This is a genomic window from Streptomyces sp. NPDC088746 (assembly GCF_044751065.1).
In the GTDB taxonomy this organism is placed as follows: domain Bacteria; phylum Actinomycetota; class Actinomycetes; order Streptomycetales; family Streptomycetaceae; genus Streptomyces.
The window spans coordinates 1,080,555-1,096,163 of the sequence record NZ_JBIVLA010000002.1 but is presented as its reverse complement, the minus strand read 5'-3'; the positions used below and the strand labels follow the sequence as shown (position 1 = coordinate 1,096,163).

Genomic DNA, 15,609 nt, shown 5'->3' with positions numbered 1-15,609 from the left:
GCGAGATCCCCCTGCTCGGCCCACTCCTGGACGAGCAAGAGGGTGTCGTGCCGGTTCCGGAGCGTGCTCGAAAGCTCAGGCGGGCTGCTCAGGCAGTCGGGGAGGCTCCCGGAAGAGTGGTGGTCCCGGAGGGGGACACGAAGCAACGCGCCACGAAGACGTCGATTGCTGACTTGAGGTTAACACTACCGGCTCCAACAAACATTCCCCCTCTCATGCACCGGCAATCACATGCGGTTACGCGGCGAGCGGCAACACGCTCGCACCCGGGGCGTCGAGAGCGAGCCGGTTCGCGGCCCATCCCTCGCCCGCCAGCCGGGCGACCTTGTCGGCGGAACCCTCGTCCGCCAGCGCGAGCACCGTGGGCCCCGCGCCGGAGATGACGGCAGGGACGCCGTCGGCGCGCAGCCGGTTCACCAGCTCGACGGTCTGCGGCATGGCGGGACCCCGGTACTCCTGGTGGATCCGGTCCTCCGTCGCCGCGAGGAGCAGCTCGGGGCGCCTGGTCAGGGCCTCGACGAGCAGGGCGGCGCGACCGGCGTTGGCCGCGGCGTCCACATGGGGGACGGTGCGCGGCAGCAGGCCGCGGGCGGTCTCGGTCAGCACAGGCGTGGCCGGCACGAAGACCACCGGCACGACGGAGGCGGCGGGGTCCATCCGGATGGCCCTGGCGGCTCCGCCGTCCATCCAGGCGAGCGTGAATCCGCCGAGGAGACAGGCCGCGACGTTGTCGGGGTGCCCCTCGATCTCGGTGGCCAGTTCCAGCAGGGCGGCGTCGTCGAGACGGGCCTCGCCGCCCGTCGTCACGGCGCGGGCGGCGACGATCCCGGCGCAGATGGCGGCGGACGAGGAGCCGAGGCCACGGCCGTGCGGGATGCGGTTGGCGCAGACGATCTCCAGGCCGCGGGGCTGTCCGCCGAGCAGGTCGAAGGCCGTGCGCAGCGAGCGTACGAGCAGGTGGTTCTCGTCGCGGGGCAGCGTCTCGGCGCCCTCGCCCGCGATGTCGATGTGCAGCCCGGAATCGGCGACCCGGACGACGACGTCGTCGTAGAGCCCCAGCGAGAGGCCGAGGGCGTCGAAACCCGGGCCCAGATTGGCGCTGGTTGCGGGGACGCGCACCCGGACGGCGGCGGCTCGGAACGCGGGACCGGCCATCGGTTGGACGACTCTTCCTGTACGGCGGCGGGGATGGTGTGCAGGGTACTTCGACGTGCGTGGGGTGCCGTTGTGCGGGGGACGGGGGGCCCGGCAGTCACGACGGCTGCTGCACCGCGGCGGATGCGGCGGGGCGGGTCGGGTACAGCTTATCGAAGGAAGGTTCTGCGGCGACATAGGGCGCACAGGAGGCGCACGATGCGTGTCGCACACCTCCTATGCGCTCTCCGCCCCGGAAGGGCGGTTGAGCTGCGGCGGGGGCCGGCTACGCGAGGCCCAGCTTCTCGGCCGCGGCCACCGCGTCGACCGGCACGGTGACGGGCTGCGGAGCGCCCGCGACGGCCCAGTCGGGGTCCTTGAGGCCGTTGCCGGTGACGGTGCAGACGATCTTCTGGCCGGGGTCCACCTTGCCCTCTGCGGCGGCCTTGAGCAGACCGGCCACGGAGGCCGCCGAGGCGGGCTCGACGAAGACGCCCTCCTGGGAGGCCAACAGACGGTAGGCCGACAGGATCTGACGGTCCGTCACGTCGTCGATGAAGCCGCCCGACTCGTCCCGCGCGTCGAGCGCGAACTGCCAGGACGCCGGGTTCCCGATGCGGATCGCGGTGGCGATGGTCGCCGGGTCCTTGACGATCTCGCCGCGCACGATCGGGGCGGAACCGGAGGCCTGGAAGCCCCACATGCGCGGGGTGTGCGTGGAGACGCCGTCCCCCGCGTACTCCTTGTAGCCCTTCCAGTAGGCCGTGATGTTGCCCGCGTTGCCCACCGGCAGGACGTGGATGTCGGGGGCGTCGCCGAGCGCGTCGACGATCTCGAACGCGGCGGTCTTCTGGCCCTCGATCCGGACCGGGTTGACCGAATTGACCAGCGCCACCGGGTAGTTGTCCGAGAGGCTGCGGGCCAGGGTCAGGCAGTCGTCGAAGTTGCCGTCGACCTGGAGGATCTTCGCGCCGTGGACGAGCGCCTGCCCCATCTTGCCGAGCGCGATCTTGCCCTGCGGTACGAGGACGGCGCAGACCATGCCCGCGCGCACCGCGTAGGCGGCGGCGGAGGCGGAGGTGTTGCCGGTGGAGGCGCAGATGACGGCCTGCGCGCCCTCCTCCTTGGCCCGGGTGATCGCCATGGTCATGCCGCGGTCCTTGAACGACCCGGTGGGGTTGGCGCCCTCGACCTTGAGGTGCACCTCGCAGCCCGTGCGCTCGGAGAGAACCTGCGCCGGGACGAGCGGCGTGCCGCCCTCACGGAGCGTGACGACCGGGGTGGAGCTCGTGACCGGAAGCCGGTCCCGGTACTCCTCGATGATGCCGCGCCACTGGTGGGTGCCCTTGCTGGTCATGGGTCCTTACTCCCCTTCAACACGCATGATGCTGGCGACACCGCGCACGGTGTCCAGCTTGCGCAGCGCTTCGACGGTCCCGGAGAGGGCGGCGTCGGGCGCGCGGTGGGTGACGACGACGAGGGAGGCCTCGCCGCCGGTTTCCTGACTGTCCGGCCGACTCTGCTGGCGGACCGTATCGATGGATACGCCCTGTTCGGCGAAGACCGTCGCGACCTGGGCGAGTACGCCAGGCTTGTCGGCCACGTCGAGACTGATGTGGTACCGCGTGACGACGTCGCCCATGGGGCTGACCGGCAGACGCGTGTACGCGGATTCACCGGGACCGGTGGTCTCTCCGATGATGTTGCGGCACACCGCGACCAGGTCGCCCAGGACCGCGGACGCGGTCGGGGCGCCGCCGGCGCCGGGACCGTAGAACATCAGCTGCCCGGCCGCCTCGGCCTCGACGAAGACCGCGTTGTACGCCTCGCGGACGGAGGCCAGCGGGTGGCTGAGCGGGATCATCGCGGGGTGCACGCGGGCGGTGACGGAGTTGCCGTCGGCTGCGCGCTCGCAGATGGCGAGGAGCTTGACGGTGCAGCCCATGCGCCGGGCGGAGGCGATGTCGGCGGCGGTCACCTCGGTGATGCCCTCGCGGTGCACCTCGCCGATCTTCACCCGGGTGTGGAAGGCGATCCCGGCGAGGATCGCGGCCTTCGCGGCGGCGTCGAAGCCCTCGACGTCGGCGGTCGGGTCGGCCTCGGCGTACCCGAGGGCGGTGGCCTCGTCGAGCGCCTCGGAGTAACCGGCGCCGCTCGTGTCCATCCTGTCGAGGATGAAGTTGGTCGTGCCGTTGACGATGCCGAGCACCCGGTTGACCTTGTCCCCCGCGAGGGACTCGCGCAGCGGCCGTACGAGCGGGATGGCGCCGGCCACGGCCGCCTCGTAGTAGAGGTCCCGGCCGTTCTTCTCCGCGGCCGCGTGGAGGGCGGAGCCGTCCTCGGCGAGGAGCGCCTTGTTGGCCGAGACGACGCCCGCGCCGTGCTCGAAGGCGGTCGTGATGAGCGTGCGGGCGGGCTCGATGCCCCCGATGACCTCGATGACGACGTCGATGTCGCCCCGTTTGACCAGGGCGGTCGCATCGGTGGTGATCAGCGCGGGGTCGATGCCCTCCCGCACCTTGGAGGGCCGGCGGACGGCTACGCCGGCGAGCTCGACCGGCGCGCCGATGCGCGCGGCGAGGTCGTCGGCGTGCGTCGTCATGATGCGCGCCACCTCTGAGCCGACCACTCCACAGCCCAGCAGCGCCACCTTCAGCGGACGCGTACGCATCATCCGACCTCGTTTCTCATACTTCTGATGTGTGGACCAGTCTCACTCACCGGACGGGGGTTTCTGCCACCCGTCCGGATTTTGAGATGTGAATTTCATCAGCCGACATCGAGACGCAGGAGATCTTCCTCCGTCTCGCGCCGGACGATGACCCGCGCCTGTCCGTCGCGCACGGCGACGACGGGCGGACGCAGGGCGTGGTTGTAGTTGCTCGCCATGGAGCGGCAGTACGCACCGGTGGCCGGCACCGCGATGAGGTCACCCGGGGCCAGGTCGGCCGGCAGGAACGCGTCCTTGACCACGATGTCACCACTCTCGCAGTGCTTGCCGACCACGCGTACGAGCATGGGTTCGGCCTCGGAGGTGCGGGAGACCAGCGCGACGCTGTACTCGGCGTCGTACAGCGCGGTGCGGATGTTGTCCGACATCCCGCCGTCGACGCTCACGTACGTCCGGAGGCCTTCGAGGGGCTTGATGGTGCCGACCTCGTACAGCGTGAACGCGGTGGGGCCGACGATCGCGCGGCCCGGTTCGACGGAGATGCGCGGGGTCCGGAGACCGGCGGACTCGCACTCCCGGGTCACGATGTCGCTGAGCGCCTTGGCGATCTCGTGCGGCTCACGGGGGTCGTCCTCGGAGGTGTACGCGATCCCGAGGCCGCCGCCGAGGTCGATCTCGGGGAGCTCGACGCCGTGCTCGTCGCGGATCTCGGCGAGCAGCTGCACGACGCGCCGCGCGGAGACCTCGAAACCGGCCATGTCGAAGATCTGCGAGCCGATGTGCGAGTGGATGCCGATGAGCTCGAGGCCGTCCAGGGTGAGCGCCCTGCGCACCGCCTCCGCCGCCTGTCCGTCGGCCAGCGCGATGCCGAACTTCTGGTCCTCGTGCGCGGTGGCGATGAACTCGTGGGTGTGGGCCTCGACGCCGACCGTGACGCGGATCTGCACGCGCTGGCGGACGCCGAGCCGCTGGGCGATGTGCGAGACCCGGACGATCTCCTGGAAGGAGTCGAGCACGATCCGTCCGACGCCGGCCTCGACGGCCCGCTCGATCTCGGCGACGGTCTTGTTGTTGCCGTGGAAGGCGATGCGCTCGGCGGGCATCCCGGCGTCCAGCGCGGTGGCCAGCTCGCCGCCGGAGCACACGTCCAGGTTCAGCCCTTCCTCCTGGAGCCAGCGCACCACGGCCCGCGACAGGAAGGCCTTGCCGGCGTAGAAGACATCGGCGTCCGCCCCGAAGGCGTCCGCCCAGGCGCGGCAGCGCGCCCGGAAGTCGGACTCGTCCAGGAAGTAGGCGGGCGTACCGAACTCCTCGGCGAGCCGGGCGACTTCGATCCCGCCGACGGTGAGCGCACCGTCCGCGTCACGGGTGACGGTGCGGGACCAGACCTTGGGGTCCAGCTCGTTGAGGTCGGTGGCCGGGGCGGTGTAGTGGCCCTCGGGGAGGACGTCGGCGTGACGTGGCCCGGCGGGGTGTGCGGATCGGCTCATCGTTCTGCTCTGCTCTCTTACGGTCTCAGAGGTGTTCGGGCGCGCTGATGCCGAGCAGGGACAGGCCGCCTGCGAGCACCGTCCCGGCGGCTTCGGCAAGGGCCAGCCGGGAGCGGTGGGCGGCCGAGGGTTTCTCGTCGCCGACGGGGAGCGTCGGGCAGGCATCGTGGAAGTCGAAGAAGGCGTGCGCCACCGTTTCGAGGTGCCGGGCGAGCCGGTCGGGTGCCTGGTGGCGGGCGGCGGAGGCGAGGGCGCCGGGGTGATCGGCGAGCGCGGCGTGCAGCGCGGGCGCGTCGACGTCCTCGTCGTAACCGGCGGTGAGGCCGAGGCGCTCCGCCTCGCGGGTGAGCGCACGGGAGCGGGCGTGGGCGTACCGGACGAGGAACAGCGGATTGGCCTCGCCCTGTACGAGGAGGTCGTCCCCGAGGTGGGCGCGGTCGTGCCCGGCGGGCCTCAGCAGGCCCCAGCGGGCGGCGTCGGCCCCCAGCCGCTCCAGCAGCTCCCCCGCCGTGGCCCCTGCGGGGACGGGCCGGGTCTGCGCGAGCGGGACGGGAGGCCGGCCGTGCGCGTCGACGGTGACGCCGAGACGCGCCCAGTCGGGGTCGGACGCCTCCTCGCAGGTGACACGCCCCAGGGCGCCCTGCGCGCGCAGCATCTTCATCACCGTGCCCGCCACGACCGCCGCCCTGACCTCGCGCCGGTGGTGGAGCTGATGGACCTGCCCGGCGCACTCGGCCCCCCACCCGTACCGGAGCCCCTGCTCCAGCACCTGGCGTACGCGTACGGAACGCGCGGCACCGTCGGAGTCCGCGTCGAGCGTGAAGTTCAGGAAGCCGGGGCCGGTGATCTCGACCCGTCCGATCCCGGGCGCGCCGACGACCCGGTCCCGCAGCAGCGCGGCGACGTCCCGCGCGGGGAGCGCGGCGGGGCCGGCCAGCTGGAGGGCGACGGCGCAGGCGTAGTCGCCGCTGCCGCCGGGCCGTGTCCGCTCCACCCGCACGCGCGCGGGCACCGGCGCGCGCAGGGCGTCCTCGTCGACCGCGCGGCGCACAGCGTGCAGCACGGTCCTGGAGAGATCTGCGGGGGTCACGGCACAAGCGTATGGGAGGAAGGGGGGCACTTCGCCAACCGGTTTCGCCATACGGGCAGCGACCCGGCCGGGCACGCCCTCAGCCGGCCGTACTCCCGGCCGTCCCCGCGCCGCGCCTGCCGTCGACCGGCACGGGATTCTCGCGGTGGGCGAGCCGTCGCACCATGCGCACCAGCTCGCTCGGCTCGAAGGGCTTCGCCAGGAACGCGTCGACCCCGGCGGCCGCCCCCGAGTCCACCTCGTAGGGCGTGCACGCGCTGACGACGGCGACGGGCAGGTGCTCGGTCCTGGGATCGGCGCGCAGCCGGGCGGCGGTCTGGATACCGTCGAGCCTGGGCATCACCACATCCAGAGTGATCACGTCCGGGCAGACCTCGTGGACCAGGTCCAGGCACTCGACGCCATCGGCCGCGGTCACGACCTCGAAGCCCTCCAGCTCGAGATTGACCCTGATCAGCTGCCGGATGACCTTGTTGTCGTCGACAACAAGCACGCGGCCGTACGCCCCTGACACCCTTCGAGGGTAGGTCGAGCGGAGGAGCTGCGTCCGGGTTTTGCCCACTTCCGCCCCCGGAGGGTGGCCGGCGCGGCCTCGCACGGCCGCCGCCGACGCGCAAAACCTGTTCCCGGACACCCCGTCGGAGCTGGTAGGGTTTCACTCGTCGCCGCCGAGCGCAGCGACATCGCCCCCGTAGCTCAGGGGATAGAGCATCGGCCTCCGGAGCCGGGTGCGCAGGTTCGAATCCTGCCGGGGGCACTTTCCGGAAAGACCTTCTGATCAGTGGAGACACTGAGCAGGGGGTCTTTTTCATGTCCGCGCCGGTTCATGTCCGCGCCGGAAGCCCGGAAGCCCGGAAGCTGAGGGACACGCGATGCACCTGCGAGCTCGTCGAGCTCGTCCGAACGAAAGCTTCGCCATCCGTTTGTCTCCTTGAACACTGGGTAGCCGCAGCCCGCATCACCCTGTCCGGGCGCGGACGCCCTTCGGGCAGCCGGCGCGGATGGTACGGCAGCACGCCAGGATCCGGCTGCCAGGACACATGACCGCCCGGCTGAGGCGCCGCTACGGCCACGCGCCGCGCGCATCCGCATGTCCCACACCGCCGAGGGGCTGGGCTGCGCCATGTCTCTTTCGCCGGGTCTCGGGACAACGCGAAAGGCACACGTGACCAGGCTGACAACAGAGCCCCCAGGCAGGTACAGGACTTTCGGTGAGGGAGCCGGGCGACCTGTGCGCGGGCCAGGCACTGCCGGAGCTGACGGACACCGTTGCGATGAAGGCGGGAAGCCGTGATCAGGCTCGAGATAGGTGCCGGTGTCAACAGCGCGGTCGAGTTTTTGGAAGCTCGCCTGCCCTGGCTTTTCGACTCCCTGCACTCCGCCGGACAAGGCCTGTACGACGGGGTGTACTTCGTCATGTCGGGCCCCGACGCGCTGGTCATGGGTGCGATCCTCGCGCTGATCGCCTGGTGGCTGCGGGGCGTGGTGGCCGCCGTCCTCGCTTCCGCGGGCTTCTTTCTCGTCAACTCGATCGAGTTGTGGGAAAAGGCGATGCAGACGCTGTCGCTTCTCGTCGTGGCGGCCACGGTCACCATGGTGATCGCTGTCCCTCTCGGCATCTGGGCGGCCCGCAACAAGTCGGTGAGTTCGGTCCTTCGGCCGGTTCTCGACTTCATGCAGACGATGCCGGCCTTCGTCTACCTGGTCCCCGGTATCACCTTCTTCGGAGTGGGCGTGGTGCCCGGCATCGTCGCCACCATCATCTTCGCGATGCCGCCGGGCATCCGGATGACCGAGCTCGGTATTCGGCAGGTGGACGAGGAGCTGGTGGAGGCCGCGGAAGCGTTCGGAGCCCCACCGCGTGCCATTCTGCTGCGCGTACAGCTGCCGCTGGCCCTGCCGACCGTCATGGCCGGCGTGAACCAGATCATCATGCTCTCCCTGTCCATGGTGGTCATCGCGGGCATGGTCGGCGCCGACGGCCTGGGTACCGTCGTCTTCCAGGCCATCAGCTCGGTGGACATCGGCCTCGGCTTCGAGGCGGGTCTCGCGGTGGTCATCCTCGCCATGTACCTCGATCGCATGACCGGCGCGCTGAATCAGCGCATCTCGCCCCTCGGTCGCCGTGCGCTGGCCAGGGCGGCCTCCCTCCGGGCGGGAAAGGCCCTGCGGTGGAGGCCCAACACAGCGTTCGCGGGTATAGGTGTGCTGGTCCTCGCGCTGCTCGCCGGCGGCCTGCAGTTCGTCTCCGGCCCGGACGACGACGGCCAGGACGTGGACAGAAAGGACCTGGGGAAGGAGGCCGGTGCGGCTCCCAGCATCGGCTACTTCCCGTGGGACGAGGACGTGGCTGTCACCTACCTGTGGAAGAACGTTCTGGAGCGGCGCGGATACAAGCCCAGCATCCACCAGTACGACGTCGGGTCGATGTTCACCGCGATGGCCGGCGGCCAGGTCGATGTGGAGTTCGACGCCTGGCTCCCCAACGCCCAGAAGCAGTACTGGGACAAGTACAAGGACGACCTGGTCGACATCGGTCCGTGGTACGACGAGACCACGCTGGAAGTGACGGTGCCCAGCTATGTCAAGGGCATCGACTCGATGGCGGACCTCAAGGGCAGGTCGAAGGAGTTCGGCGGCAGGATCATCGGCATCGAGCCCGGGACCGGCCAGATGAACCTGCTCAAGAACGAGGTGCTGCCCGGCTACGGACTCGACAAGGAGTACGAGGTCACCGACGGCAGCTCCCCCAGCATGATCCTGGAGCTGCAGCGTTCGCTGCGCAAGCGCGAACCGGTGGCGGTCGTCCTGTGGTCGCCGCACTGGGCGTACAGCAAGTACGAGTTGACCAAGCTCAAGGACCCGAAGAAGTTGTGGGGCGAGGTGAACGAGATCCGCTCGCTCGGCCACAAGTCGTTCCCGAAGGAGTTCCCCGAGTTCCGCGGCTGGCTCGAGGACTGGCACATGTCGGAGGAGCAGCTCGGGGACCTGGAGGCGGCCATCCAGGACGAGGGCACCGGCCATGAGGAAGAGGCCGTGGAGAAGTGGATCGACGAGAACCCGGGCATGGTCGACAAGATGGCGCCGCTCTCCCCCTGACCCTGGACGTACGGCGACGGAACGGCGGGCGCGGTGCCGCGCCCGCCGTCCGGCAGTCGCCGGTCGCCGGTCCCGGGTCGCTCAGAAGGGGCGGTCCCCCGCGATGGCGACCCGCTCGGCGACCCGCGGATGCGGGGCGTAGTCGTTCACGGCGTAGTGCTGGGTCGCCCGGTTGTCCCAGAAGGCGATGTCGCCCGGCTGCCAGCGGAAACGCACCTGGTACTCGGGTACGTGCGCCTGCTGGAAGAGGAAGCGCAGCAGGCGGTCGCTCTCCGCCCGGTCGATACCGACGATCCGAGTCGTGAACGAGGTGTTCACGAACAGCATCCGGCGCCCCGACTCCGGGTGTGTGCGCACGACCGGATGCTCGACCGGCGGGAACGCCTCCTGGTGAGGGGCGAGTTGCTCGGGCCCGTGGAAGCGGGCGAAGCCGGGGATGAAGTCGTGGACGGCGCTCGCCCCGTCGATGCGGTCCTTCACCTCCTGCGGCAGGTTGTCGTACGCGGCAGCCATGTCCGCCCACATGGTGTCGCCACCCAGCGGCGGCACCTCGCGCAGTTGCAGGACGGCGCCGAGAGCCGGACGCTCGCGGAAGGTGACGTCCGTGTGCCAGACGTTCTCGAACGTCTTCGGTGCCCCGGCCGTCTTGTCGAAGCGCACGACGTCCTCGCTGTCGCCCCTGGCCAACAGCGGGTTGACTTCCAGCTCGCCCCAGTGGCGTGCGAAATCGCGCTGGGCGGCCGAGGTGAGGTTCTGCCCCCGGAAGAAGAGGACCTTCCACTCCAGCAGGGCACGGTTCAGCTCTTCGCGCAGGTCCGGCTCCAACGGCCGGGAGAGGTCGGGACCGTGGATCTCCGCGCCGATCGTGCGGGCCTGAGGAACGACGTCGAAGAGGGTGTACGGGCGCGTCGTCTCGCTGGCCGGCAGCCGTTCCAGGACGCGGTGCCCTTCGTACAGGCCGTCCTGCGGTATGCGTGCCTCACGCAGGAGGGGCGGGGTGCCGGAGGGCCGGCCGGCGGGCGTGGCGGTCGCATGCGGGGAAGCGGTGGTGGTCATACGGTTCCTCCTTGGCGGAGAGCGAGCCGCCGGGGGCTCCGGTGGGCGGGCCCCGTACCCGAAGGGAACGGGTGGGACCCGCGACAGCGGCCGGGGCCTCCGGCGGTGCGATGAGGTGGGCCCTCCACGCCCGCGCCGCGTGCCTGCCGAGCAGGTACGGGACACAGCGGGACCGTGAAGGGCCGGGGGAAGACAACACCGGTATCACCGGGTTCTCGGCTTCGCCTCGCGAGGCGGCCGAGTGGAGTTGACGACCGGTCAGCGCGAGTGGACGCCGACGCGAGCGGGCGGCGAGCCGATACGGCCGCGGCGGCGCAGACAGGTGACGGACCGCGGAGCACACTCGCCGCAAGGCCCCGTCATACGCAGGGCGACGGTGGTCAGCGAGTAGGGGGCCATGTCCCGCATTGTGTGCCGCCCCCGCCGACGCGGTCAAGCCCGCCTCCGGGAGGCGTGGGCCCGCGCCGGACACCCGAGCCGCCCGGACAGGTCCTCGGTCGCGCAGGTGAGCTGAAAGGCGAGCGGGCCTGGGTCGCAGAGAGCGGGATTCCTGGACCAGGCAGCCGCGGCGTCGTCCAGGATGCAGGGCTAACGGCTGGCGTTCAGGATCTCGATCGGTCGTCGCCGCCAACTCTGCCCCCGGGTCGGTGGGAGAATACGGACATCCATATCGGACATATGAGGCGACTTCCTGTCCGCGACTTCCCACCGACTCACAGCGGCCGGGGCCGACGTCGGCACGGCCTGGACGTGGCGGAGCCCGGGAGTCGTATCCAGCTCCCGGGCCCCTGGGGTTGCCACCCAATTGCGCTTGCCAGCGCCGTTTAAGAGTGCGGATCAGTCGTCATACCGTCGCGTTCTGCCTTTGAACTACCGCGCCGCGGAGAGGCGCAGGCCGGATTCGAACCAGCATTCAACGGTGTTCGTCCGTACTCGGTCGATCTGGCAATCGGCGGCGATACTGAAGCTGGAGCGAGAGTCTGAGATTGATCGCGGCTGCCTCTGCCATGTTGGGCCACCCCGGCGTGTGGTGCCGGGGGGAGGACTCGAACCTCCACCGTTACCGCGTCTTCAGGCTGAACGTCAGTTTCAGCTTGCGCTCATCACACGGGGCGGACCTCAATTCCGCCTCGTGCAGGGTGCGCAGCCCCCACGCCATTGCGCGCGGGGGCGTTCTTGGGGGTGCCGCCTGGTGTCCGGCCCTAGCCGAACAGGTAGCCGAACACCGCGTCTCCGACGCGCCGGTCGGTGACCTCGGCGCTGTTGGCCTCCTCGCGGGCGAACTTCACCGCGTGCTGGAGCTTCTCGACCCGCTCCAGCAGCTCGTTCACCCGTCGCGCCGGAAGCGCTCCGGAGAACTTCACGGTCGTCCAGTACCCGAGGGGCACGTCCTCGTAGTACACGTCGACCTGCGCCGGGTGCTTGTCGGTCGCCTCGGCCTTGACGTGGTTGCGCGGGACCTTCTTCGTCCGGATGGTGCGGACCGGATCGGTCTTCCACAGGTCCGTCGAGGGGTCGAGCGACCAGGACTCGGAAGCGTCCAGGACAGGGAGCTTCTTCACGAAGGTGTGCAGGTCGGTGAGCTGCTTCTCCAGGAAGAGCAGGTAGCTGACCGGGACCTCGCTGACGACCGTACGCCCGTCGACGGTGACGTCCGCGCGGGCCGAGCAGTTCGCCCAGTCCTTCGTCGCGGTCACGTCGAACAGCCGGGTCAGCGACGCGGACATCTCACGCAGCGCCTCCTCGGCCTTGATCTGCACCCGCGCGGACTCGGGCGGAAGCTGCTCGCCCTCTTCGTCCTTCGGCTGGTACGTACGCGAGATGCCCGCCAGCAGCGCCGGCTTCTGCACCTTGTGGTGGGCCGCGGTGATGTCCTGGAGCGACTTGCTCTTGACACCCTTCTCCACGGCGATGATCTGGTTGAGCTTCGTCACTTCGCCCCCTTCGAGTGACAGGAACCTACCGCACGTGCTTTCGATCGGTCGCAGGGTTTTCCGTCACCCGCGCCCCGGTCGGCTGCGGGCCAGCCGGAGGCCGAGGTCGTCGATCGCGAACGTGGGGTGGCTGCGGCGGCGCACCGTGGCGCCGCAGCCGCGCTCCGGTTCGGCCCAGCCGCCGCCGCGGAAGGTGCGGTACTCGCCGTAGACCTCCTCGTCGTAGAGGTCCCAGCACCACTCCCAGACGTTGCCCAGCATGTCGTGCAGGCCCCACGGGTTGGGCGCCTTGGCGCCGGCCTCGTGGAGCCGGCCGCCGGAGTTCCCGTCGTACCAGGCGATGGCGTCGATCTCGCCGTAGCGGTATCCCGTGGTCCCCGCCTTGCAGGCGTACTGCCACTCCGCCTCCGTGGGCAGGCGGTAGCCGTCGGAGGCAGGGTCGCGGGTCACCTCTCCGGTCCGTCTGTCCCGGGAGTAGACCAGGTCGAGTCCGGCGCGGGCCGAGAACAGGTTGCACAGGTCGACGGCGTCGAGCCAGCTGATGTTCGTCACGGGCAGGGCGCCGCCCGGCACGGTGGGTTCGAGCTCCTCCCCCGTGACCGCGTGGTGCTGCCGGGCTGTGGTGACGGGGTGGCGGCCGAGGAGGAAGGGCTCGATCTCCACCTGCCACTGTGCGCCCCGGCGGTCGTCGCGCAGATCCACGGTGCCGGCCGGTATCCGGACCATGCAGGAGGCCGTCTCGTCGTCGGTGGGCGTGTGCACGCGGTGGGCCTTCCGGTACGGGGAGAGCCGAAGTGCCCCCGTGCACAAGCTAATCGGTCATCGGCCGAGCCTGCGGACGGGCTCGCCGTCGAGGTAGGCGCGGATGTCCTCGACCGCGTCCCCGTAGTACGCCGCGTAGTTGGCCTGCGACACGTAACCCAGGTGCGGTGTCGCCAGGAGGCGCGGTGCGCCGCGCATCGGGTGGTCCGCCGGGAGCGGCTCGACGTCGAAGACATCGACGCCCGCGCCCGCGATGGCCCCTCGGTGCAGTACGTCGAGCAGAGCCTCCTGGTCGACGATCGCCGCCCGGGAGGTGTTGACCAGGAAGCTTCCGGGCCGCATCAGCCCGAGTTCCCTGGCTCCCAGCAAGCCGCGCGTACGCTCGCTCAGCACCAGGTGTACGGAGACGAAGTCGCTGGTCTCCAACAGCTCTTCCAAGGACGCGGCGAGCCCCGCCCCTGCCTCCTCGGCCCGCTCCGGGGTGAGGTTCCGGCTCCAGGCCACCACGTCCATGCCGAAGGCGCGGCCGACCGCGGCGACGCGGCTGCCGATCTTCCCCAGCCCGAGGATGCCGAGCCTGCGCCCGTGCAGGTCGGTCCCGACGGTGGACTGCCAGGGTCCGTTCTCGCGGAGGGAGTTGGCCTCGGTCACGACGGAGCGCGCCAGGCCGAGCAGCAGGGCCCAGGTGAGCTCGACGGGCGGGGTCGCCGTGCTGGCGGTGCCGCAGACGGTGACCCCGTGCCGCTCGGCGGCGGCGTAGTCGATGGAGGTGTTGCGCATGCCGGAGGCGACGATCAGGCGGAGCCGGGGCAGCCGCTCGATCAGCGTCGCGGGAAACGGCACGCGCTCCCGGAGGGTGACGACGATGTCGAATCCGGCCAGTCGGTCGGCGAGTTCACCCTCCGTGGCGCAGTGCTCGGCGAAGCTGACCACGTCGATGTCGTCGGCGACGGGTGACCAGTCGGCGGAGGTGGCCGCCACGGACTGGTAGTCGTCGAGCACGGCGCAGCGGAGCTTCATGATGGCTTCCCCTTCGGCGGTACGGGTGCCGGCCTTGCGGCAGCACCGGGGAATCTACCGGCCGTGTCCCGCGCTCACGCGTCCAGCCAGGCCTCCCTGTTCCGCGCGACGTCGTAGACCCTCTCCACCTGGGTGGGGGTGAACACGCCCGTCAGCGGGGCGAGGACGGACACCTGGCGCTCCCGGAAGACGCGGACCCCGGCCGGTGTGGAGGCCACCTCCAGCGCCGTGACGCCGGTGAACACCAGCACGGTCTGTACGGGCACGTCGAAGGCGCAGTACGCCTCCAGCGCGGCCCGGGCCCGCCGGGCGCCCGGCCGGCCGTCGAGTTCGTACGGCTGCGGGGTGCCGTTGTCGGTCCGCAGGGTGCCGTCGCCGATCCGTACCGATGCTCCGGGGCGGTGATCGGTGCTCACGGCGAACACGCCGCCGGGCCCGATGAGCAGGTGCCCGATCTCCGTGCCGTCCGGCAGCGGCACGGAGTGCAGGACTCTCCAGCCGTGCCGGGTCAGCCGCTTGAGCTCGGCCCCGACCCTCCGCTCCCCCGCGAGGGCGCCACGCCGCGGGTCCGCGTCCTTGTGCCGCCGCAGCGCCCCGGTGGCGGCCCGTACGAGGGCGCCGGTCCCGGATTCGCCGAGCTGCTCGCGCAGCCCGGCGCCCGGCCTGCGCGACGCGAGGTCGGTCGAGGGGGTCAGCGCGGGGAGGACGGCCGGCCTCCGGCGCCGCGCCGGCTCCGGCTCCGGACCGGCCACCGGCGCGAGGCCGACCACCGGTACGGGGCCGGCCACTGGTACGGGGCCGGCCGCCGGCTCCGGACCGTCCACCGTCTTCGGCGCGGGCGCCACGCTCGGCGCGGGCGGCGCCTCGACCGCAGGCGCCACCTCCACCGCGGGCGCCACGCCCGGCGCACGCGCCACTTCGCCCGCGGGCGCGGGCCCCCGCACGGGCGGCGCCTCCTGCGCGGCCCCCCGCTTCCGCATCCCCCGCATGGGCGGGATCCGCGGGACCGGAGGCGGCGCGGGCGGGGTCTGCGGCCCGGCCGGGGCCTCCTCGCCGACGAGTGCCGGCAGGTCCGGGACCTGGCGCGCGAGCGCGTCGGTCACGGCGTCGCGGTAGCGCGGGTGGAGGACGGTGATCGTGCCGCTGCCCCGGTCCGCCCATCCGATCGCGGTGCCGTCCGGCAGGTTCACATAGAGCCGGTCGTGCCCGAAGAGCTGCCATGACGTGACCTTGAGATCCTGCATCGTGCCCCCTCTGTTCACCCCGCCGACGTCCTTGCTCCCCCAGCCTGTACGGCGGGTCCGCCCCCGCACAGGGCGCAGAGCGGGCGCGCGGAGTCGGGAGCACGGCGTT

The 15,609-nt window shown here is 71.1% G+C and carries 12 protein-coding genes and 1 tRNA gene; 2 read left to right on the top strand and 11 right to left on the bottom strand.

Annotated elements, in window-relative coordinates; all coding sequences use genetic code 11:
- Positions 1–237: 237 nt before the first annotated feature.
- The 6 genes from thrB to ACIP63_RS12530 form a co-directional block, all read right to left on the bottom strand.
- Positions 238–1,155, bottom strand: a complete 918-nt coding sequence (thrB, locus tag ACIP63_RS12555) for a homoserine kinase (protein ID WP_401514232.1) — start codon at positions 1,153–1,155, stop codon at positions 238–240.
- Positions 1,156–1,420: 265 nt separating this feature from the next.
- A complete protein-coding gene (gene thrC / locus ACIP63_RS12550) occupies positions 1,421–2,491 on the bottom strand; it encodes a threonine synthase (protein ID WP_401514230.1) in 1,071 nt (356 codons plus the stop codon).
- A gap of 6 nt (positions 2,492–2,497) precedes the next feature.
- A complete protein-coding gene (locus tag ACIP63_RS12545) occupies positions 2,498–3,808 on the bottom strand; it encodes a homoserine dehydrogenase (protein WP_401514227.1) in 1,311 nt (436 codons plus the stop codon).
- Between the two features lie 95 nt (positions 3,809–3,903).
- Complete coding sequence (lysA, locus tag ACIP63_RS12540; RefSeq protein ID WP_401514225.1) at positions 3,904–5,295, bottom strand: diaminopimelate decarboxylase; 1,392 nt, start codon at positions 5,293–5,295, stop codon at positions 3,904–3,906.
- Positions 5,296–5,320: 25 nt separating this feature from the next.
- A complete protein-coding gene (gene nrtL, locus ACIP63_RS12535; RefSeq protein ID WP_401514222.1) occupies positions 5,321–6,385 on the bottom strand; it encodes an ArgS-related anticodon-binding protein NrtL in 1,065 nt (354 codons plus the stop codon).
- Between the two features lie 79 nt (positions 6,386–6,464).
- Positions 6,465–6,899: a response regulator gene (locus ACIP63_RS12530; protein ID WP_401514220.1), complete on the bottom strand. Its 435-nt coding sequence runs from the start codon at positions 6,897–6,899 to the stop codon at positions 6,465–6,467.
- Positions 6,900–7,070: 171 nt separating this feature from the next.
- Here ACIP63_RS12530 and ACIP63_RS12525 point away from each other — a divergent pair.
- A tRNA-Arg gene (locus ACIP63_RS12525) sits at positions 7,071–7,142 on the top strand.
- 533 nt (positions 7,143–7,675) lie between these two features.
- Positions 7,676–9,484, top strand: a complete 1,809-nt coding sequence (locus tag ACIP63_RS12520; RefSeq protein WP_401514217.1) for an ABC transporter permease/substrate binding protein — start codon at positions 7,676–7,678, stop codon at positions 9,482–9,484.
- A gap of 81 nt (positions 9,485–9,565) precedes the next feature.
- Here the strand turns inward: ACIP63_RS12520 and ACIP63_RS12515 are convergent, their stop codons facing one another.
- From ACIP63_RS12515 to ACIP63_RS12495, 5 genes are all read right to left on the bottom strand, one after another.
- On the bottom strand, positions 9,566–10,540 hold the full coding sequence (locus ACIP63_RS12515) for a TauD/TfdA dioxygenase family protein (protein ID WP_401514215.1): 975 nt from the start codon (positions 10,538–10,540) through the stop codon (positions 9,566–9,568).
- Positions 10,541–11,742: 1,202 nt separating this feature from the next.
- On the bottom strand, positions 11,743–12,474 hold the full coding sequence (locus ACIP63_RS12510) for a hypothetical protein (protein WP_401514212.1): 732 nt from the start codon (positions 12,472–12,474) through the stop codon (positions 11,743–11,745).
- A gap of 63 nt (positions 12,475–12,537) precedes the next feature.
- On the bottom strand, positions 12,538–13,200 hold the full coding sequence (locus ACIP63_RS12505; RefSeq protein ID WP_401515104.1) for a formylglycine-generating enzyme family protein: 663 nt from the start codon (positions 13,198–13,200) through the stop codon (positions 12,538–12,540).
- 93 nt (positions 13,201–13,293) lie between these two features.
- Positions 13,294–14,256 (bottom strand): D-2-hydroxyacid dehydrogenase family protein, encoded by a 963-nt coding sequence (locus tag ACIP63_RS12500; protein WP_401514210.1) that lies wholly within the window; start codon positions 14,254–14,256, stop codon positions 13,294–13,296.
- A gap of 74 nt (positions 14,257–14,330) precedes the next feature.
- Positions 14,331–15,500 (bottom strand): nuclease-related domain-containing protein, encoded by a 1,170-nt coding sequence (locus ACIP63_RS12495; RefSeq protein ID WP_401514207.1) that lies wholly within the window; start codon positions 15,498–15,500, stop codon positions 14,331–14,333.
- Between the last annotated feature and the right edge of the window lie 109 nt (positions 15,501–15,609).